The organism is Saccharibacillus kuerlensis DSM 22868 (assembly GCF_000378145.1).
GTDB classification, from domain to species: Bacteria; Bacillota; Bacilli; order Paenibacillales; family Paenibacillaceae; genus Saccharibacillus; species Saccharibacillus kuerlensis.
Genome location: NZ_KB899284.1, coordinates 45,814 through 65,745, shown reverse-complemented (window position 1 = coordinate 65,745; position 19,932 = coordinate 45,814). Strand labels below are relative to the sequence as shown.

The window sequence follows — 19,932 nt, the reverse complement described above, 5'->3', positions numbered from 1 at the left end:
ATATGGTAACTGTATCAACCATCGTATTAGGGATCGTCTTTTTCATTCTGGTAAATCGCTTGTTTTCTATCACTTATTTCGGTCTCTACGGGATTATTGCTACTATAGCTGGTAGCCTTACAGCTGCTTATTTTGTTGTATCGCTGACGCTCGATTTCATCAAAAATCATCCTATCTGGGCTATTACAGTAGTGGTCATCGTTCTCGGATTTGTTGTGTTATCGAAACGTAGAAGTTCTTGATCAAAGGAGTACAAGAAAGCTAGCAAAAAAATATTACATTATATTACTCATGAAGTTAATATATCAAGACAGAGAGGATAATCTCTGTCTTTTTTTGTCTTTGAATAGGTATCGCAAAAAAAAAAAGTTTTTTCTTAGCAAAAACGCTATCCGCGAGGAGTTGCTCCCCTGTTCCCTAAAACTGACCTTTTTGCCTCTCTCTAGCGACAAGTAGCGCTGTTTAGGCTTAGCAATCATGGCTTATATCTATCTGCGAAGGCGTCGCCGAGAGGATTTTCCTTCTCGCTTCCCTATCTAATAGCCCATTCAAGGAGGAAGCAAAATGGAACAATTGTTAACGATGCAACGAGAGAAGCTTTATTCCAATCAAGGAGAATTTGAAGAAGGCATGATCGCAGTTTATAAAGAGCAGGCTAGGATCGATTGGAACAGCTTTGAGAATAAACTGGAAGATGACGACTCGGATACAGTCTTCTCTCTCCGATTCAGACTGACTGGCATGGATGGACAGAAGTTCAAAGATATGACTAATCTACAGGCTAGAGAGGCGGCAATGTTCGAAGCGTGCCACCGATTCAATTGCTTCGCTGCCCATTATGGACTTTCCGAATCAGATAATGAAGTCTATGAAACAAAGATCGACTCTTATCGAGACTTTTCAGGTCTAGTAAGTCTAAAGGGGTTTACCGAAAAGCAACGAAAAAAAATCTGTAAAAACATCAAAAAGCGACTTCTCGAAGAAATGAAGATCTCAAGCCGAGTGAGTGACTTCTTTACTTTATGCGATGCTGGCGTACTAGACCCTGACATGTTGGAGCTAAAGTACAGGTATAACCAGATGTTGGGCCTCTTCGGCCTTGAAGAACATGTCAAATATACTTTGAAGAAAGATACTACCGTTCAAGCAGAGCCTCAAGCCCAATGATAGAACAAGCCAAAGAGTACGCTCACGCAGGGTTCCATATTATTCCGATGTGCCCTGCCGATCACGCCGGCATGAGCGCTAGGCATATCGAAGTTTGCCGCTCGCCTGGCAAGCGACCGCTTATTAGGAATTGGCAGAACGCCGGCGTCCCTTCGGACGCCGAAATCGAGCGGTGGTTCAAAAAGTGGCCCCAGGCCAACATCGGAATGTCACTCGGACAGCGGCAGGGGCTCGTTGCCATTGACCTGGATGGAGAGTTCGGACGTCAGAAGCTAGAAGAGCTCAGCGAAGGAGAGCTGCCTGACACGTGGCAGTTCTCTACTCCAGGCGGCGGAATGCGATACATCTTTGCCGCTCCAAAAGACTGTATCGTAAAAAAGTACTCAATCAGCGATCCGAATCCAGACGCAACACACTCAGAATTTCTCTTATTGGGAGAGAACAGCTGCACCGTTCTTCCCCCTTCCAAACACAGAAACGGAGGCTACTACGAATGGATAAGACCACCGCAATTCATACGAATGGCTTAGCTGAACTTCCCGATTACTTGAATCGAAACCAGAACCGGTCTAAGAAAGTGCCCGCCGAAGATCCTGCACTGACTATCCTGCAATCCTCCTGCCCGGCTTTCGCGCAAGACTGGAGCATCCAGCAGCAGGACGGACTTCCGGAAGAGCGGTGGTACAAATGGATCTCCCTGCTTATCGCCTCAGGTAATCCGCAAGCTGCACTGGCTTTCTCTCGGGCCTCAGTCAAGCACGACGCGGGAAGCGAGCGGCGTATAAGCGAGCTCATAGCGAATCCTCCGAAAGGCTGTACGCGCTGCACAACTTTTGGCTGCGATGTCAAGCAGGTCGGCCTCTGCTTTCCGAACAATGTGCGCAAGAACGAAAAAGGACAGATCACAAACAGCCCGGTCAAATCTCTTGCTACTCCCCGTAAAAAGGCAGCTCCGCTGCCTTCAGTAAACCTTTCCACTGTAGGGTTCATCCTAGATCGTAACAGCGGAAGACCAACGGGGCTCAACCCGAACGCCTTTGCCCGGCACGTCGTCGAACATCGCCTCAAGCTCGTGCACACACTGGGGGACCGCTTCTACCTATACGACGACGGAGTCTGGAACGTCCTTAGCGATAACCAGCTCCGGCGTAAGCTGCGCGACATTCTGAATGGCTATGTTGCCGACTTCTGGAGACCGATAACGGAGGAGGCTTACCTCAAAGCTCTGCAATTGCAAGCCGAAACTGTAGAGAGAATGGACGGCCGGCGAAATTTGCTCAATCTAGAGAACGGAATGCTCAGCTTGAGAAACAAACGAAAAGAACCAGAGAGAAGACCTTTCAAGCTCTATCGGCATAAGCCGGAATTTCACTCGACCATTCGCATCCCGATTCATTATAATCCGAAGGCAGCCTGCCCGCGCTTCGATCAGTTTCTGGCACAGATCTACAACAACGACCAGGAGCTGATCGACCTTACCGCAGAGATGTTTGGCTACTGCCTCACCTCAGGAGTTGAGGCTCAGAAAGCCTTCGTACTCTACGGTCAAGGGGCGAACGGGAAAAGCATATTGGCTGGCGTATTGGAGCAGCTCGTCGGCAAGAAGAACGTTACAAACTTGACCTTGAGTGACCTGGACCAAGCGTTCGCCCGCTCGGAACTCGTCGACAAGTCGCTTCTCCTCTCTACGGAGAATGAGGTCGGCTCAAAAGGCCTAAACACGCAGTTCTTCAAGTCCGTCGTAGCAGGAGACAGTATTCGAGTCGAAGTTAAGTACGGGCCAGGGTTTTCCTATCAGCCGTTCTGCAAGTTGGTTCTGGCGCTGAACAATCTTCCTTATTCCAGAGACAAGAGCCACGGCTTTACACGGCGCCTGATCGTCCTCCCCTTCAATCGCATATTCAGGGAAGAGGAACAAGATCCTCATCTCGCCGCTAAGCTGAACAAAGAGCTTCCCGGCATCCTGAACTTTGCATTGAGAGGGCTCCGACGCCTGCAGAAAAACAAGTTCCGATTCTCCAATTCCAGAGCTGCCAGACAAGCGCTGGACGACTATAGAATGGACCTCGATCCGATCGAACGCTTCATTGAGGACAACATCGAGGCCGGCAAACCTGACGATCGGATACCGAATCGCGACATGGCGGTCCGCTACCAGAGTTGGTGCACAGGTGCCAATATCTCCAATCCAATGAACAATCAGCGTCTCCTCAATGCCATCGAAAATAACCTTCGAGGTCAAAACATAGCAGTAAACCGCTATAAGTCGGGAGGCATTCGCGGGCTGGAGGGAGTCAGACTAAAGCAGCTATCGCAGCAGACAACGGATTTGCGGACAGGATTCACTACAATTACAGATATTGAGGATATTGAATAACCTCATAAAGAAGTTGCTACTACCTATTGGCTTTCTGGGACACTTGGGACGCTTGCGGGACACTTCGAAAGGGTAGGTGCCACTCCATTTCCCCAACGGCTGCCTGGGATCTCGTCTAACCCGTGGCGCTTGGGACACTTATTTCGAAGAAAAAGATAGAAAAAAGAGATAGAGGAACCCCCCTCCTCCCCAGGGTGCCAAAAAAGATTTCCAAGAAAGCGCCACAGCGACCCAAAAGACGGAGAACCCAGGTAACTCAAGGGAATATACGGTGTCGCTCGCACCCTAAGCGTCCCGACAAGTGACACGACTCCTCCGGGAACTGAACGAAAAGTCGGACTCATATTATACCTACGTACAGCCCGAGTAACCGGCTGCCCATTCGATCAGCAAACGGAGGAGTATACATGTCCAATCCTAAGAAAACACCCGCCAAGCGTATCCAGTGCCTCAGCCTGAAAATGGTTCGAGAAAAACCGTCGATTCTGTATCCTCAGCGAAAGATCAGTAGTCCGAGAGAAGCCGCCGAGCTGTTCCGACAGTTCATCGGGGACTCTGATCGAGAAGTCTTCTGCATCATGACCCTGGATACCAAGAACCAGCCCACCGCTCTGCATGAGGTGTCACGGGGAACGCTGAACGCTTCCCTCGTGCACCCGAGAGAGACTTTCAAGCTGGCCATCATGGCGAATGCCGCGTCAATCATCGCCTGCCACAACCATCCGTCCGGCCTCCCCGATCCGAGCCGCGAAGACGTCGAGCTGACCGAGCGGATTCGGGATGCCGGATCGCTGATGGGCATCGAACTGCTTGACCACCTTGTACTCGGCGAGAACCGCTTTGCCAGCATGAAAGAACGAGGCTTGATGTAGCCGCAAGGAAAACGACTATCCACTCAGGAGGAGACAACCTATGAACACACCTATCGCAAACGCAGAGTTCGCCCATTTCGTCGACATTCTCTCCGATATGGTCTGCCAGTATATCGAGGCCAATCCCGAGACGCTTTCCAGCGAGGATGCCGACGATAGGGCAGCTTAGATGGACAACGCGATGAAAGCCAATCCTGCCGCCGCACTGTACATCCGGGTATCTTCCGAGGAGCAGGTCAAGGGATTCAGCCTGGAGGCCCAGCGCGAGGAGCTGCTCCGATACTGCACGCTCCACGCCATCCCCGTCTACAAGCTGTACGCCGACGAAGGGATCTCCGGCAAGTCGATTACGGGGCGGCCGGCGCTGCAGGATCTCCTTCACCACGCCAAGCAGGGAGCATTTGGACAGGTTGTCTTCTTGCGGATGAACCGCTTGTCGCGGAACCTGCAGGACTTCCTCCAGATGGCCGAACTGTTCCAGTCTCTCGGCATTCGGATGCACAGCCTGACCGAGGAAATGCCGCCGGATACGCCGATCGGCACTTTTCTGCTCCAGATGCGCGGGGCGGCTGCCCAGTTCGAACGCGAGCAGACGGCGGAGAACGTGCGCCTGGGTCTACGTCAGCGCAGCAAGCAGGGGAAGTGGAACTGCGGCAACCTCGTGCTCGGCTACCGCTGGGAAACCAGCGGGACTGGCTCAAATAATGCCAGAGCAGAAATCGTGCCTGCAGAGGCTTTGGTCGTCGGGCAAGTTTTTGAGTGGTACGCTGCGGGACTCGGCTTCAAGGCCATTACCAACAGGCTCAACAAGTCCGGAATCCGGACCAAGAAAGGCCGGCTGTTCAGCGTGAACGGCGTACGCAACATTCTGCGAAACGTGAACTATATTGGACAGATCAAGTATAGAACTCAGGAGCCGGGAAAATCTAAGGGGAAGCTTACGGAGCACGTTGTAGCAGGCGAGCACCCTCCTATTATTTCCGACAAGCTGTGGAGCCAAGTTCAACTCCAGCTGAAAAAGCGCTCCAAGCCGTCGGCCAAAAAGACGGAGCGGGTGTATCTTTTGCCCGGTCTGCTCAAGTGTCCGAGCTGCGGCAGCGGAATGATCCCCATCCATAGCAAACGGCAGCGACAAAGCGGAGCGCTGCTCTTCAGGCACTACTATGTATGCGGACGATACCATAACCGAGGCGCTGCGGCTTGCAAAGCCAACCACGTTCCGGCGGACGAAATAGAACGCTGGGTAGTCCTGCAGATCGAAAGGCTGGTTTCCGGCGAAGAGATTACAAGCCAGCTCTGCTCAGCGATTCGCGGCAAAAATACCCAGCAGAATCGTTCCGATCTCCTCCGCGAGCTGTCCGAGTTGGAGAAGGAGCTGAAAACACTTCGACGGCGAAAAACGCGCTGCTTCGAGCTATTCGAAGAGGACTACCTCAGCAAAGAGGATCTTCAAGAAAAATTGCACAGTCTGGATGCGGCTTCTGAGCCGCTGATATTGCGAAAGGTCGAGCTGGAGCGACAGACCTCTTCGATCCGCTCAGACGGCCCTAATCTGGAAGAAGTAAGAACTGCGCTGAGTCGGTTCGGTTCTATTTTTCGCCAAGCCATGCCCGAGCAGCAGAAGCAATTGCTGAAAACCATAATAGAGAAGATCGTGGTCCCCGCCGATCGCCAGATCAAAAATTCCACCCTATACGGAACGGCCGCGATTGCCAACCTCAATGTCGCAGGTATTCCGGAGAAAGGAAGTGAGTCCGCATGGAAAACACAGCCGGCGTAGCCATCTACGCCCGCGTTAGCACAGAGGAGCAGGCCGAGCACGGCTACTCGATCGACGCCCAGCTCGACACGCTCAGAACCTACTGCAAGCTCTATGACAAGGTCATCTTCGACGAGTACGTGGATCGCGGGGTCAGCGGCAAAAGCATGGACGGCCGCTTCGAACTTCAGCGGATGCTTCGCGACGCCAAGGAGCGTCGCTTTAGCGAAGTGGTAGTCTGGAAGTTCAACCGCTTGGCGCGCAAGAACATCGACCTGCTTCACATTGTCGATCTGCTGGAGAAGAACAACGTAGCTTTTCGCTCATTCTCGGAAAACTTCGAGACCGGCACTCCGATGGGACGCTTCGCGCTCCAGATGATGGGAGCCGTCGGCGAACTCGAACGCAACACGATCGTAGAGAACGTGAAGATGGGCCATAAGCAGCGTGCCAAGACCGGCAAGCACAACGGTCAGGTTCCGCTCGGATACAAGATTCAAAAAGTCGATGAGTATGGCAATCCGTACGGTCGCGATACGAAAGTCATCGTGGTTGAGGAAGAAGCGAATCTCGTGCGCCGCATCTTTGAAATGTACGCCGGAGGCCGAGGGCTTAAATCAATTGCCAACGAGCTGAACCAGGAAGGCCATCGGACAAAGCGCAAAAAGCCTTTTTCCACTACGGCCATCAAAGACATTGTCACCAACCCGATGTTCGTGGGAAAGATCCGCTATAATCGCTACGAGAATTGGTCCGAGAAACGTCGTCGGGGTCAGAGCGATAACGAGATCATTGTAGAAGGGCTTCACCCGGCGATCATTTCCGAAGAGTTGTGGGAGAAAGTCCAGTTCCTTCAACGAAAAAAATCGAAGATGCCTCAGAAGCGCTTTGAAGGCGAATACCTATTGACCGGAATCATCCGCTGCCCCGAATGCGGGGCGGCGATGACCGCCAGCCGGACGGTCAACAGGATGAGGGACGGAACCAAAATGACTCGTATGTATTACTCGTGCAGCCGGTTTCGTAGTCAAGGAAGTTCTGTTTGCCACGCCAACAGTGTTCGCAAGCTGGAAGCAGAGCAGGCTGTGACTGATCGGATTCGTAGCGTCGTCGAGAACCCTTCGATTTTGAAGGCGATTGTGCAGAGGGTAAACGAGCAAAGGACTCAGCAGTCCAAACCGGCGCAGGCTGAACTTTCTGCTGTGAAGTCTCGAATCGAGAAGCTGGAGGAGAAGAAACGGAAGTACCTGGAGCTGTACGAGATGGATGAGATTGATCGGCTGCTGTTCAGTGAAAGGCTCAAAGATTTGAATGAGGAGCTGGATGTGGAACTGAGGCGAAGGTCGAAGCTGGAGGTGGCGGTTCGAGACGATCAGTCGGAGCCAGTTCCTTATGAGCTTGTGCGTTCCTTGATGGAGAGGTTCGAGGAGTTATTGAGACGGTCACCGTTTGTGCAGCGGAAGACATTGCTTCACTTGATTGTGAAACGGATTACTCTGGATGAGAGGAAGAGAGTGGACCGGATCGAATTAGCATTTAACGAAGAAGCTCAGAAACATTTTTTAAATAAAGCCCCTCCCGCTTATACAGCGGCAGGGGCTTTTACTTTACACGACAAGTCTTCTGACACTAAAAATAATTTTGAATTTGGTTTGTAAGTATTACCTTAATCTTTGTATTCATTTGATTTTTATAACCAATTAACTTTTAGGAGTTATATCAATTATCATAGGAGATCCAATAAGCGTAGAAGAATCGATTCCTTTTTCCGCAATTTGTGAAATTTTATCTCTCGCTTCTTTTAGTTCTAAACTTAAATCCTGGATTTGCTTTTTAAACTTAAACTCCTTTATAGCATTACTTATTGTAGACTGGTTTACTTTCATTAATGAAGCTATATCCTTCTGCGTATATCCAAACTCATGTTTTAAAACGTATGCCATGGCTTGGTGTCTTTCTGTCAACTTCGATTTCATTACTATCCACTCCTTTTATGCGATAATATGCGATAAAATCTGTTAAATGAACTATATCAAAGAAACTTGTTTTAGTAAATTGAAATTTCAGTTTAACTCTGTATTTCTAGAAAGCATGAGTTAAAAACGTTATTCCATGAGATAATCCAAAGTACTTAAAAGACACTTAGCGACTTATTATCGAAAAAGTATTATATTTTAAATTTCGCCCTACTTATGATACGGTTCTCCCCGATTAATCTTCACCGCCCGATACACCTGCTCCACCAGCACCAACCTCATCAACTGATGCGGCAGCGTCATCCGACCAAAACACAGCTTCTGCTGTGCCCGTTTCAACACGTCGTCGCTGATCCCGTGGCTGCCGCCGATCACGAACACAACATGGCTGCTGCCGTAAGTCGCCAGCCGATCCAGCTCCGAGGCCAGATCTTCCGAGCTCCACATTTTACCGTCGAGCGCCAGCGCGATGACGTGAGCATCCGGCTTGATGTGGCTCAAGATCCGCTCGCCTTCCTTGTCCTTCACAATCTTCACTTCCGCGTCGCTCAGGGTATCCGGTGCTTTCTCGTCCGGTACTTCGATGATCTGCAGCTTGAGGTACGGCGTCAGCCGCTTGCTGTACTCCGCAATCCCCTGGACGAGATATTTTTCCTTCAGCTTGCCGACTCCAATAATTTGAATAAACATAGATCCTCCCGTTTTCCGCTCTTGATGTGATACCTCCATTATACGATAGACTCCGCTCTGCGGCTCAAAAAAAGACGGCCTCGGCGCTGTATGCGTCGGATAGCCGTCTTTACCGATTAGAGTCTTATTTCTTTCGCATTTTTCCCATATTTCGCATCACTTACGTCTTTCCCGTTTCCACCGCCTAATTCACAAATTCTGCAGCGCAGTTCAGCATTCATCTCTCTCCAACTTCGCAGCACACCGACGCCTGCGTCTCCACGACCGTTCCAATCCACTGGGCGACCTCCTGATGGGCCGGGTCAATGAGGTACTGATCCAGATCTTCCATAGAAGCAAACCGGGTAATCAGGATCAGATCATAAGCGGAAGCGCCGGGGCGAACATTGCGTTCCACCTGGATATGTAGCAGAACGTCTATTTTTCCTTGTAGACTCATCAGTACGGTTTGCGCCTGCTCGATCTGCTCGGGACGGCGGTCTTTCAGCTTCAGCAGTACATGATTGACGATCATTTTGGGTGGTTGGATCACCAGCCGCTGAATCTTATCCTGCTTGATCTGAAAAAGAAACTCCAAGCAGAACGGATCGGGCAGAACGGATTTATCGAAATCGCCGTCTACCTCGAACACGACCCCGATTTCATCCGTGCTTGTCCGATGTCGGATCGGTTCGAGCACGATATGAGCGCCGAAGTGATGCTCGCTGCTCCATTTTTGTATCGCCTCTTTGCCTTTGCGCTCTTGGCCTTCGTCGAACACAAGCGCATCTTCCGCAAAACAATCCAGGTAAGCAGCATGATCAGGTTGATTGGCGGCGGCGATGAAATCCCGAATAACCGGCGGCAGCAGATGGATATCAAGCTTCATATTCTCAACTCCTTCGCTCTCGGGATTAGACAGTGCGGATCGTTCCGCCGTCGATGACGTATTCACAGCCCGTAATATAAGAAGCCCGAGCCGAAGCCAGGAACACGGTAAGCTCGGCAACTTCTTCGGGTTTGGCCGGCCGGCCAAGAGGAATGCCTCCGAGTTCATCCATTAACTGTCGGCGCGCGGATTCATAATCCGTTTGGGCGTTGGCGGCCATGCGCTCGATCAAGCGTCCCGCAGCTTCCGTTTCGGTAAATCCGGGCGCTACCGCGTTGACTCTTATCCCTTCCGGGCCAAATTGAGTCGCCAGATTTTTGCTGTAATTCACGAGTGCGGCTTTGGCTGCTGAATAAGACATGGTCATATTGCCGGGAAGTCGGCTTTGAATCGAAGAAATATGGACGATCGCTCCGCTTTGCCGCTCCTTCATATGGGGCAGGAATCCGCAATCCAGACGCACGGAAGAAAATAAATTGGCGTTAAAGGTCGTTTGCCAATCTTCGTCCGTCAAAGCCAAAGCTCCCGCCGTGCTGGTCGAGGAACCGCCTACGTTGTTGATCAAGATGTCCAGACCGCCGAATCGTTGGATCGTTTCTTCCACGATCCGGTCTACGCCCTCCGGAAGACTGACATCGGCCTGCACGAATCCGACGCCTTCCGGCAATGTCTCGGGCGTCGACCTGGCTACGGCGATCACTTCTGCTCCTCCGGCATGCAAGCGCTGAACGATCGCTAAGCCGATTCCTCGAGTCCCGCCGGTTACCAGTGCCCGTTTCCCTTCAAATTCCTGTCTCATATCCAATAAGTACGCGGCATTATTCATTTTCTGTCGAATCCTCCTTATACGGTTGGGGTGTAAGGATAGGATAATCGACAGAACCTGACAGCAGTGTGTCCGGTTATCCCAAATAATTACGAAACATTTCGGCTATGCGGCGCTGCATCTCCTGCCTGATCGATGCGGGCTCTATGACCTCCAACAGCTCGCCGTAAGAAAGTAGATACTGAAAAAGCCATTCTCCATCCGGCATCTCCGAAGCAATCCAAAAAGAACCGTCTTCCTGCTTCACAATCTGCTCTTCCTTAAACTCGTCCACGATTCGGGAAGCTCCTGCCGGTTCGATCCGCAGCACCAAAGGGATTCTCGGCATCGCCTCGGCCGGGCTTTCTTCATGGGAAGTTCCTGCATTCTCCATGCGCTGCTGCGGAAGCCGGGGCAATTCGCTCTCGTCCCTATCCGACAGACTTACCTGCGACATTCGGGTAATCTTGAACGTTCTTGGCGCTTCTTTTTCGATGCTGTAAGCTTCTACGTACCAAGCCCTGTCCTTGAACAGCAATTTCATCGGCACGGCGCTCCGGTTCTCCTGCTCTCCGGCCGCATTCAGGTAGGCAAACGAAATGATTTTATGTTCCAAAATGGCCTGCTTGAGCAGGGCGTACAGTTCTTTCTGCTGTTGGCCGCTTCCCCACGGGGAGAAATCGACTTCGATCCAGTTTGCGCTGTTTTTCCTGAACAAACTGCTCAGCTTCAACAGTACTTTGTCGGAGTCGGGCAATCGAGCTGCGGACAAGCTTTGCAGGGAGAACAAGATCTCATTCTGCTCTTGATCAGTAAGCAGCGATTTGTTGAGCACAAATTGATCCGATACCGAAATGCCGCCGCCTTTTCCTTGGAGGGTATAAATAGGAACTCCCGCTTGACTCAGCACTTCCGCGTCTCGATAGATCGTTCGGGCGGACACCTCGAATCGCTCGGCTAACTCCGGCGCGGTAACCCTTCCCTTTTCCAATAAGATATGGACTATCTGAAATAATCGGCTGATTTGCATCTTCTCACCTCTCCACGAAACGACTTCATGAAGCTTCGTTTCCGTTATTATTTCCTTATTTTACCACATTGTCCGATGCCGATCTTCCGCGCCGTCCTCTCTCCCAATCCCTCTGCACAACAAAAAGACGGCACCCGCGTATCCACCGGTCGGCCGTCTTTTTCTTTTCCTATCCTGTCACGCTCGAGCGCAGACCCTTACAGCCCTTTAACTTCCAGCAGTTCATAATGGATCGTACCCATCGGCGCGTCAACAGCGATCTTTTCACCGATTTTTTTGCCCATCAGCGCTTTGCCCAGCGGGCTTTCGTACGAGATCTTGCCGTCTGCTACATCGGCTTCAGCCGGTCCCACCACTTGATACTCCAGGGTGTCGCCGAATTCGATGTCTTTGAGCACAATGTTCGATCCTACGCCGATAATGCCCGAATTACCTTTGCTCGCATCCGCGATCCGTGCTTTGGTCAGCATTTTCTCCAACTGCATAATGCGTGTTTCCATGAAGGCCTGATCGTCCTTGGCCGAATGATATTCGCTGTTTTCTTTAAGGTCGCCATAGCTGATTGCAAGCTTGATCCGCGCTGCCAGCTCTTTGCGTTTTACAAATTTGAGGTCGTCGAGCTCCGCTTGGAGCTTATCGAAACCTTCCTGCGTCAATACTACTTCTTCTTCTGCCATGCTTTTGCTCACCCCGCTAAAATATCGTTCTTCTTCTAGTCTACTCCTTTTCCCGCCAATAATCGAATGATTTCCGGTTATACGCCTACGCCTGCCGAACGGTCCATCCACCAGAGCAGCAGCCCTGCCAGACCGAACATCAGCACAATGGCGATGATCACGGAGATGTGCCATTTGCGGTACATGGACAGAATGGCTATGTACTCACGGATAAACGCATTGGGCAGGTAATAGAACGCCGTTTTGGAACCGATGCCTTCTGCTTTGAGACCCGCTTTTCGCGCATACACACCGGCCCGGAACAGATGAAAGTTATTCGTTGTGAACACGCAGGTATAATTGCCTTCGCCGCGTTCTGCGTCCATGATCTGTTTGGAAAAGGCCATATTTTGCAGCGTATTCACCGAGCGGTCCTCCATCCGAATCCACTCGCTCGGAATGCCCTGCTCCAGCAAATAATTGCGCATCGCCGCCGCTTCGGAGATCATCTCATCTGAACCTTTGCCGCCTGACACGACGAAGATAGGGGGCACGTAAGGCAGATTCTCCTGTTTCCGATAGAATTCGATGCCCCGATTCAGCCGTCCGGCCAGAAGAGGCGTGACTTTGTCTCCCTTCAACCCTGCGCCAAGCACAATGATATAATCGCGCGGCGGCTTGGGACGCACCAGATTGTACAGCACGCAGGAGACGAGGTAACAGAGGAAGACGAAGCCAAGGTAGCCGGTGATCGCCGTCATTAGCAGAATCGGCATGGCCAGCTCTTCATGATCGGTCCACAGCGGCGAGGAAACCAGCAGTCCCAGATAGAGAAAAATCAACAGACCAAGAGCCAACGTCAGCAGATTGTTCAGCTTAAAGCCTTCTTTTCTCCACAAGATGCGCGCATTATAGATCAATCCCGCCCCTGTGCCTACGACAAGCAGCGGCAGCAGCAGAACCACCGCAAACGCCCCCAGGATAGCGGCGTACCTGACTGTTCCGCTTTCGTCGGCAATTCGGATTAGGGTGATCATCAGTGACAAAGCCAACATCAGCAGTCCGGAAGTCAGCAGCATCCCGACCCGGATTCGCCGCTTGTCGTGCAGATAGCTCACCACAAACGCTGCCAGCAGCAAAACGGATATTCCATAAAATCCATAGGTAAAAAGGAAGTTCATCAGGTATAGCTCCCTTTCATTTCGCCGGCCAAAAAGGCTGTCCGCAAGCCCAGTTGTAAGGGATCATACGGGCAGCCTCTATGCCAGTCTTTGATATCGGAGATGTGGCCGCAGCCGGGTCAGACAACCAATACTTCTGCGGGTGCTTCGCAGTGCGCACATTGAACCGGAGGGTCCCAGTCGGAGAATTCGGTCTCCTTCAGGTTTACCAGGTCCGGTGCTTCTTCGTATTCGTCCAAAAATTGTTCAAGCGCGTTCTCGATATGTTGCTTGCATACACAGTACATGAATGACACTCCCGATTGTTTGATGTAAAAAAGATTCCGGCAGTCCGCAGTGGATGACGGCAATAAGCCGCTTTTTACTGCTCGCCCGCCTGCGGGCGTTCCCCCAGCGTGACGGTGACCGACTGTTTCTTGCCGTCGCGATAGTAGCTGATCTTCATTTTATCACCGATCCGCTTGTAGCCGTACAGATATTTGCGCAGCATCAGCGTGGAATCGATCGAATGATTGTCGAAGCCGACAATGACGTCGTTCAGCTTGATTCCGGCCTCTTTGGCGGGGCCAAGCGATTCCAGCACGACCACACCTTTTTCGATGCCTTTCGGCAGCTTGAGGTCGCTCAGCTGATCTTCGGCCATCGGTGCGTATGGATTGTTCAGATCGAGCGAGTAGACGCCTAAATAAGGTCTGCTGATCCTGCCGCTGCGCACCAATTCTTCCGCCGTCTCGATCACTTGATTGATTGGAATGGCAAAGCCAATGCCTTCGACGCCGGTGCTGGCGATCTTCATCGTGTTAATACCGATCAATCGGCCGTCGAGATCGACCAGCGCACCGCCGCTGTTGCCTTCATTGATCGCCGCGTCGGTCTGGATCACCTGCTGTTCCCAGTCGTAGACTCCGTCTTCATTCAGCGAAACGGGCATAACCCGCTTCGGATAGCTGACGATGCCTGACGTGAGCGTATCGCCCAGTCCCAGCGGATTGCCGAGCGCGATGACCGTCTCCCCCAGATCCAGTCGGTCGGAATCGCCGACCTTCGCGATGGATTTGACTTTGCCGCCTTCAATCTCCAGCACAGCCACATCGGTAATCACATCCGTACCGACGACCGCTGCTTTGAGGCGGGTCCCATCGATCAGTACCGCCTCCAGTTCTTCCGCACCCGCGATCACATGATCATTCGTAATCACATAAGCTTTGCCGTCCTGCTTTTGAAAAATGACCCCCGAGCCCAATGCAGCATTCTCGGCCATGACCTCGCCTGCCGTACGGTGATTGACGATACTGACCACCGAAGGTCGTACAGCGGCCGCAGCCTGGACAATCCGATCATACGGATCGGATGCTGACAGAGCGGTGAAAGCCGTACCGTTCAGTCTCGGCAGTACTAAGACGGCGAACAGGCCGCAGAGCAGCAGTGCCGTAAACAGCGAAGCGAGAACCGCGCTGACCGCTGCGTTCGAGAGACCGCCGGATCGGCGGTCGGAGCCGTTGTATCCGCCGGAACGCCGCCGGCTGCGGCGCGAACCATACTCGCTGAATCCGCGCCGGCTTCCGCTTCCGCCGTAGTATTCGTCGTCAAACAGCCCCATGTGCACCCTTCCTTCTATCCGCGCCAACCGCTGTATGCGAGGCGACGAGCTTACGCCGGTCTCCTGGAGCGGCCGCTCCGGATGCTTTCTTCTTTTCTCCTTATTCTCTAACCTTGATTCTCTATTCATTTATAAACCGATTAACGCCCCGTCGACGCCGGATTACTCGCCCGATCGGCTTCCGACTTCATCCCAAGGTGTCGGCATATTCCAATGGGTGTCGCGAAGCTCAAATTCACTGTCTTTGAAAAAGATTCCGCAGTCTTCCATCGAACATCTTACCGTCATTTTAGCGATATCCATCATATTGTGGTCGCGGCTGAGGTGAGCCAGATAAGTCCGCTTCAATCGGCCGTTCAGCAGTTCGCTGAGCGCTTCTCCCGCTGCATTGTTCGACAAGTGGCCGACATCGCTGAGGATCCGCCGCTTGATGTTCCACGGATAGCGTCCCATTCGCAGCATCTCAATATCGTGGTTCGATTCCAGCACCAGCACATCGGAATCGTAGACGGCTTCCTTGACCTTGTCGCTCATATATCCAAGGTCGGTAGCCAGACTCAACTTGTGTACGCCATCGTCGAACGTATAACCGACCGGCTCCGCCGCATCGTGCGAGATGCCGAATGACACGGCGCGCAGCGAGCCAAAGTCGATCGCCGCGCCCGTTTCCATAACTTTGCGATGTTCCGGCTCGATCTGGCCGACGAACTTTTTCATCGCATCCCACGTGTTTTCGTTGGCATAGATCGGCAGCTTGTATTTACGCGAGAGTGCACCCAGACCTTTAACATGATCCGAGTGCTCGTGCGTAACCAGGATGCCGCTGAGCTGCTCCGGCGATACGTCGCGTTCCCGGAACAGCTCCTCCAATCTTCTTGCGCTCAGGCCCGCATCGACCAGCAGCGACGTACCCCCCAGTTCAATCACGGTGGCATTGCCCGTCGATCCGCTCGACAAAACGGTAAAACGCATTCCCATACTCATTGATAATCTCCTTCTCTCCTGCTGCTTAAGGACTGATGACGTCCCCACTGGCTCCTTGTACGTAATAGACGCTGTACGCGGACGACTCGCCGTTTTCGACAGTAAACCGCCATACCGGAGCGGCTACCTGCGTCTCGGAATCGAAAGTCTGACCGTAGAAGCCCAGCACGATGTCTTTGACAATTGTCCCTTCCGGCAGGTAATTCTCGACCAGCGTACCCAGCGCTTTCTGCGCCGGCAGTACCTCCGTCTCGCCTCCGGCATCTTGAATCTCTACCGGCGCGCCTCGATAGGCATTGATTTTCTGATCGGTATAAAAAAGTTCCAGGCTCGAATTAAACAGCGGCCACCGTTGCTCAAACAGCGGATGCAGCGTAAACGATCCGTCTCCGCCGCTTCCGGAAAACGCATCATAGCTGTAATCGCCGATCTCCGGAATTTCGGAACGAAGAGCTGCCGACAGATCGCCCGGGGCGAAGATTAGTTTGCTGTCTGCGGGAGCAGCCAGCGGTATCGGCGCCTCCGGAATCTCATGCGTATAGCGATACGAAATTTTCGGGAGGCTCGGTGTATCGGCCGGCACAGAGGTGAGCACTTGGATATTTTTCTCTTCCATCGCGCGCTGCGTGCTTTCGCTGAGTGAATCGAAGCCGAGGCTTGCCCCCTGCTGTTCGCGCACGTCGCTCCAAAGCTGATAGCCCAGCACGAGATTCAGCAGCAGAAAGGCATAGATCAAGACGTTCTTGGCTCTTCCCCAATCCAAGTTCCGATTCCTCCTCTCTCCGAACGTATCCGTTAAACGGTATCAGTTAAACGTAATGGTTGTGCTATCGGACAGCTCGGCTGCCCAGATCGGTACCAGCCTCAGCTTATCGCCGTTCATTCGCGGCATATACGCCGGGTAAAAATTAGTCACTTTCAGACCGTGAACGTCTTCGATCTTGGTGATTCGATCGATCAATTCCTGTCCGCCAGGCAGCGTGTGTTGAAGTCCCTGCTCTCCTTCTTCTGGCGTCTCGAGCAGCGAGCGCTCGTAAAAGGAGACCGTACCCTGCTGCAAAATCAAATTCATATAACCGTACCTTACCGTACCGCTGCCCAGCACCGGCAGCGAACCGTAATACTGCTGGAAGCGGACGTTCAGATCCGAGTCTCTGCCCCCGGTCCCTTCTTCCGGCAGCTCGGCCCGGTAAGTGCCATTCCATCCGCCGTGCTGATTGATAAAATCGACTGCCGACAGCACGCTTTCAGTGGCGTTTGCGCCGATTACCGGCACCGCTGCGGGATCGGTATACGTCATCCAGCGTCCGTCGTCCTCGATCTGAAGGCTTCGTTTGCTGTCGGTATAGATCTCCGATCCGTCCTGTTCATGAATATTGCGTGTAACGGCCGGATCGGCAAACAGATTGCGCTGCATCTGTTCACTGGTGAACGCATCCGTTTCCAGTACGGATTCCGCCAGCACGATCGGCTTGGAAGGAACGTACAGCGTATACGATTTGAGCGGCGTATACGGCGTCCATTCTTCACCGAATGCCACATGCTGAAGCACGTCCTGCACGGTCAGATCCAGCTGCTTGGCCTCATACACAGTCTGACCGTTCGAACTGAAGAAGAACGCTCGAGGTTTCTCTTCGCCGCTGCCGGTATAAATCCAGATGCGGTCGATATTCGCCGTCTCAAACGCGGCATCGGCCGACAGACGCATCGTTTTTTGCAGAAGCGGCACAGGCAGACCGCTGCCGAACGACAGCTCGATGCCCGGATTGTCGGATGCAATCTCGGTCCAGTCCGCGGCTGTCACCGGCTGCACCTGAAAAGATGCGAAGTCGCGTGCCTGAATACGTGTATAGATCAGCTTGTAAAAAGCCGAATCCGGATAAAAAATCGTATGCCGATCTTCGCCCATATGGATAATCATTCGGTCAGGATACAGCGTATCTTCGACGCTGCGTTGTTCGCCCATCTCGTCGGTTCGTACATAACCGGACGACGAGACGACGACCGAACCCGTACCGGGCAGACGGTAGATCAGCAAATAACTCTGCACAAGGCTGACGGCGACAAGCAGGGTAAGGATCACCGTTTTGAGCCGTTCTTTCACTTATCGCCGCCTCCTTCCGCATAGGCAGGAATCGTAAATGTCACGCGTGTGCCTTGCCCAAGATCCGATTCGATTGCGATTTCACCGCCGTGCGCTTCCACAATCTCCCGCGCAATGGCCAGACCAAGACCGGTGCCTCCCATCCCGCGAGAGCGTGCTTTGTCGACGCGGTAGAAGCGCTCAAAGATTCGTCCGATTTCTTCTTTTGGAATGCCAATACCGGTGTCAGACACAACGATCGCATAACGCCGTCCATCCTCAAGGCGATGAGCATCGAGCGTTACCCGGCCGCCTTCGCCTGTATATTTCATGGCATTGGAGACGACATTATCCAATACCTGATCGATCTGATCCCGATCCACATTGACCGTTCCAAGCTCCGGCGAAGCGTTGAGCCGCAGCTCAATCCCTTTGCTGCGCAGTGGGAAGGCAAACCGTTCCGCGACTTCTTCAATTAATTCGAACAAATCCGCTTTTTTGCGCCGCAGCGCCGTCTCCTTGGAATCCATTCGCGACAGCTGCAGCAGATCTGTCACGAGACGAATCATTCGTTCCGTCTCGTTCTGGATCACGCCGACGAAGCGTCCGGCTACCGCGCGGTCATCAAGCGCGCCGTCTTCCAGCGCTTCCGTATAGCTCTTGATCGTCGTGAGCGGCGTGCGCAGCTCATGCGATACATTTGCCACGAATTCCCGGCGCAGCATATCCAGTCTTTCCTGCTCGGTCACATCCTGCAGCACTGCGATCGTGCCGCTGACGCCGATCTCCGTTCCGCTTTCGCGGCGGTGAATCGGGCTGAGCGTCGCTTTGATCGTCAGATCGTCGCGGCCGCCCGGACTGCCGGGCGAATCCGGCGTGCCTCCGCTGCCGCCTAAGATAATACTGCGCAGTCCGGCAGCATTCAGATCTCCGTCTTCTTCCGGCAGATCGAGCAGTTCCGAGATACTGCGGCCGATAATGTCCGCTTCTCTCATACCGAGCATCGCGCTGGCCACCCGGTTGACCAGAATGACCGAGCCTGATTCGTCGGCGGCGATCACGCCGTCGCTCATATTGGTCAGGATGGAGGACAGCTTCTCCTTCTCTTCTTCGTTCAATGACAATACGCCCTGCAGCCGGCTCGTCATATGGTTGAACGCTTCGCCCAACTGCCCGATCTCGTCTTTGCCGAAGACCGGCATCCGTACATGGAACCGCCCTTCGGCGACTGCGGTCGCCCGCTTGGTCATTTCCTTGATCGGCTGCGTAACCGTATGCGCCAAGATGACGCCGAGAACAGCTGTCAGACTAAGTGCGATCAGTACGCCAGAAATGAAAATGCTGTTGATCCGCTGCATCGTATCGTAGAGTCCCTGCATCGAAGCGACAATATAAATCGCTCCGACGATCTTGCCGCCGCTGAATACCGGCTTGGCGACAACCTTTTTACGCAGATTGTCTTCGTCAACGATGTACTCCTCGTTATCGTCGATGCCCTGCAGTGCCCGGCTGACCACCGTCTGTGTGTTCTTGCTGTTCACGAGATCCGCGTGCGTAGACAGCGACGTAATCAGAACCCGTCCACTGACGTCGATCACTTGAATCTCGCCGCTGCTCATGCTGGAGAAATTGTCGACCAGCGTACGCAGGCTTGCCGTCTTGTCCTCGGCCGCTTCTCCGCTGCCCGTCCAATTCTGACCGGCCAATACGGACAACAATTCGGCCTGCTCCTTCAGATCGTTCGTAAAGTTATTCGTCAGCGATGCTTTCATTGCACTAACGAAATAAACGCCGATCAGCTGCATGGCAATAAGGATCAGCAGCATATAGACGATGATCAGCTTCGCCTGCACCGAACGGAAAAATGCCGCTCCGCGCAGCATC

At 52.8% G+C, this 19,932-nt stretch carries 21 protein-coding genes; 8 read left to right on the top strand and 13 right to left on the bottom strand.

What is annotated here, in order from left to right; genetic code table 11:
• Positions 1-2: 2 nt before the first annotated feature.
• The 8 genes from F456_RS0110525 (at position 3) to F456_RS0110490 (ending at position 7,833) form a co-directional block, all read left to right on the top strand.
• On the top strand, positions 3-242 hold the full coding sequence (locus F456_RS0110525; RefSeq protein ID WP_018976989.1) for a hypothetical protein: 240 nt from the start codon (positions 3-5) through the stop codon (positions 240-242).
• Between the two features lie 322 nt (positions 243-564).
• Entirely contained in the window at positions 565-1,167 is a 603-nt protein-coding gene (locus tag F456_RS0110520) for a hypothetical protein (RefSeq protein WP_018976988.1), read from the top strand.
• Complete coding sequence (locus tag F456_RS0110515; protein ID WP_018976987.1) at positions 1,164-1,697, top strand: bifunctional DNA primase/polymerase; 534 nt, start codon at positions 1,164-1,166, stop codon at positions 1,695-1,697. The genes F456_RS0110520 and F456_RS0110515 overlap by 4 nt, the downstream gene beginning before the upstream one ends.
• Positions 1,661-3,544: a DNA primase family protein gene (locus F456_RS23595; protein ID WP_018976986.1), complete on the top strand. Its 1,884-nt coding sequence runs from the start codon at positions 1,661-1,663 to the stop codon at positions 3,542-3,544. Before F456_RS0110515 ends, F456_RS23595 begins: the two co-directional genes overlap by 37 nt.
• A 407-nt stretch (positions 3,545-3,951) precedes the next feature.
• Positions 3,952-4,416, top strand: a complete 465-nt coding sequence (gene radC / locus F456_RS0110505; protein ID WP_018976985.1) for a RadC family protein — start codon at positions 3,952-3,954, stop codon at positions 4,414-4,416.
• A 40-nt stretch (positions 4,417-4,456) separates the two neighbouring features.
• Entirely contained in the window at positions 4,457-4,585 is a 129-nt protein-coding gene (locus F456_RS25000) for a hypothetical protein (RefSeq protein ID WP_018976984.1), read from the top strand.
• A gap of 12 nt (positions 4,586-4,597) precedes the next feature.
• Positions 4,598-6,196: a recombinase family protein gene (locus F456_RS0110495; protein ID WP_169577837.1), complete on the top strand. Its 1,599-nt coding sequence runs from the start codon at positions 4,598-4,600 to the stop codon at positions 6,194-6,196.
• Positions 6,175-7,833 (top strand): recombinase family protein, encoded by a 1,659-nt coding sequence (locus F456_RS0110490; RefSeq protein WP_018976982.1) that lies wholly within the window; start codon positions 6,175-6,177, stop codon positions 7,831-7,833. Before F456_RS0110495 ends, F456_RS0110490 begins: the two co-directional genes overlap by 22 nt.
• A 42-nt stretch (positions 7,834-7,875) precedes the next feature.
• Here the strand turns inward: F456_RS0110490 and F456_RS0110485 are convergent, their stop codons facing one another.
• The 13 genes from F456_RS0110485 to walK all read right to left on the bottom strand — a co-directional run bounded on the left by F456_RS0110485 (position 7,876) and on the right by walK (position 19,928).
• Positions 7,876-8,151 carry a sigma-70 RNA polymerase sigma factor region 4 domain-containing protein gene (locus F456_RS0110485; RefSeq protein WP_018976981.1) on the bottom strand — a complete coding sequence of 92 codons (276 nt, stop codon included), beginning with the start codon at positions 8,149-8,151 and terminating at the stop codon, positions 7,876-7,878.
• Between the two features lie 210 nt (positions 8,152-8,361).
• On the bottom strand, positions 8,362-8,841 hold the full coding sequence (rlmH, locus tag F456_RS0110480; protein WP_018976980.1) for a 23S rRNA (pseudouridine(1915)-N(3))-methyltransferase RlmH: 480 nt from the start codon (positions 8,839-8,841) through the stop codon (positions 8,362-8,364).
• A gap of 217 nt (positions 8,842-9,058) precedes the next feature.
• A complete protein-coding gene (locus F456_RS24775) occupies positions 9,059-9,709 on the bottom strand; it encodes a Dabb family protein (RefSeq protein WP_018976979.1) in 651 nt (216 codons plus the stop codon).
• Positions 9,710-9,734: 25 nt separating this feature from the next.
• Entirely contained in the window at positions 9,735-10,535 is an 801-nt protein-coding gene (locus F456_RS0110465) for an SDR family oxidoreductase (protein ID WP_018976978.1), read from the bottom strand.
• Between the two features lie 76 nt (positions 10,536-10,611).
• Positions 10,612-11,544 carry a helix-turn-helix transcriptional regulator gene (locus tag F456_RS0110460; protein WP_018976977.1) on the bottom strand — a complete coding sequence of 311 codons (933 nt, stop codon included), beginning with the start codon at positions 11,542-11,544 and terminating at the stop codon, positions 10,612-10,614.
• A gap of 197 nt (positions 11,545-11,741) precedes the next feature.
• Complete coding sequence (gene greA, locus F456_RS0110455) at positions 11,742-12,221, bottom strand: transcription elongation factor GreA (protein ID WP_026293805.1); 480 nt, start codon at positions 12,219-12,221, stop codon at positions 11,742-11,744.
• Between the two features lie 77 nt (positions 12,222-12,298).
• Complete coding sequence (locus F456_RS0110450) at positions 12,299-13,381, bottom strand: YdcF family protein (protein ID WP_018976975.1); 1,083 nt, start codon at positions 13,379-13,381, stop codon at positions 12,299-12,301.
• A 119-nt stretch (positions 13,382-13,500) separates the two neighbouring features.
• Positions 13,501-13,668, bottom strand: a complete 168-nt coding sequence (locus F456_RS23990; RefSeq protein ID WP_018976974.1) for a CxxH/CxxC protein — start codon at positions 13,666-13,668, stop codon at positions 13,501-13,503.
• Positions 13,669-13,742: 74 nt separating this feature from the next.
• The gene (locus F456_RS0110440; protein ID WP_018976973.1) at positions 13,743-14,981 is read right to left on the bottom strand and encodes a S1C family serine protease; all 1,239 of its coding nucleotides are present in this window, start codon (positions 14,979-14,981) and stop codon (positions 13,743-13,745) included.
• Between the two features lie 162 nt (positions 14,982-15,143).
• Positions 15,144-15,959: an MBL fold metallo-hydrolase gene (locus F456_RS0110435; protein ID WP_026293804.1), complete on the bottom strand. Its 816-nt coding sequence runs from the start codon at positions 15,957-15,959 to the stop codon at positions 15,144-15,146.
• A 31-nt stretch (positions 15,960-15,990) separates the two neighbouring features.
• Positions 15,991-16,728: a two-component system regulatory protein YycI gene (gene yycI / locus F456_RS0110430; RefSeq protein ID WP_018976971.1), complete on the bottom strand. Its 738-nt coding sequence runs from the start codon at positions 16,726-16,728 to the stop codon at positions 15,991-15,993.
• Positions 16,729-16,770: 42 nt separating this feature from the next.
• Positions 16,771-18,069 carry a YycH family regulatory protein gene (locus F456_RS0110425; RefSeq protein WP_018976970.1) on the bottom strand — a complete coding sequence of 433 codons (1,299 nt, stop codon included), beginning with the start codon at positions 18,067-18,069 and terminating at the stop codon, positions 16,771-16,773.
• Positions 18,066-19,928 (bottom strand): cell wall metabolism sensor histidine kinase WalK, encoded by a 1,863-nt coding sequence (gene walK, locus F456_RS0110420; protein WP_026293803.1) that lies wholly within the window; start codon positions 19,926-19,928, stop codon positions 18,066-18,068. The genes F456_RS0110425 and walK overlap by 4 nt, the downstream gene beginning before the upstream one ends.
• Positions 19,929-19,932: the final 4 nt, after the last annotated feature.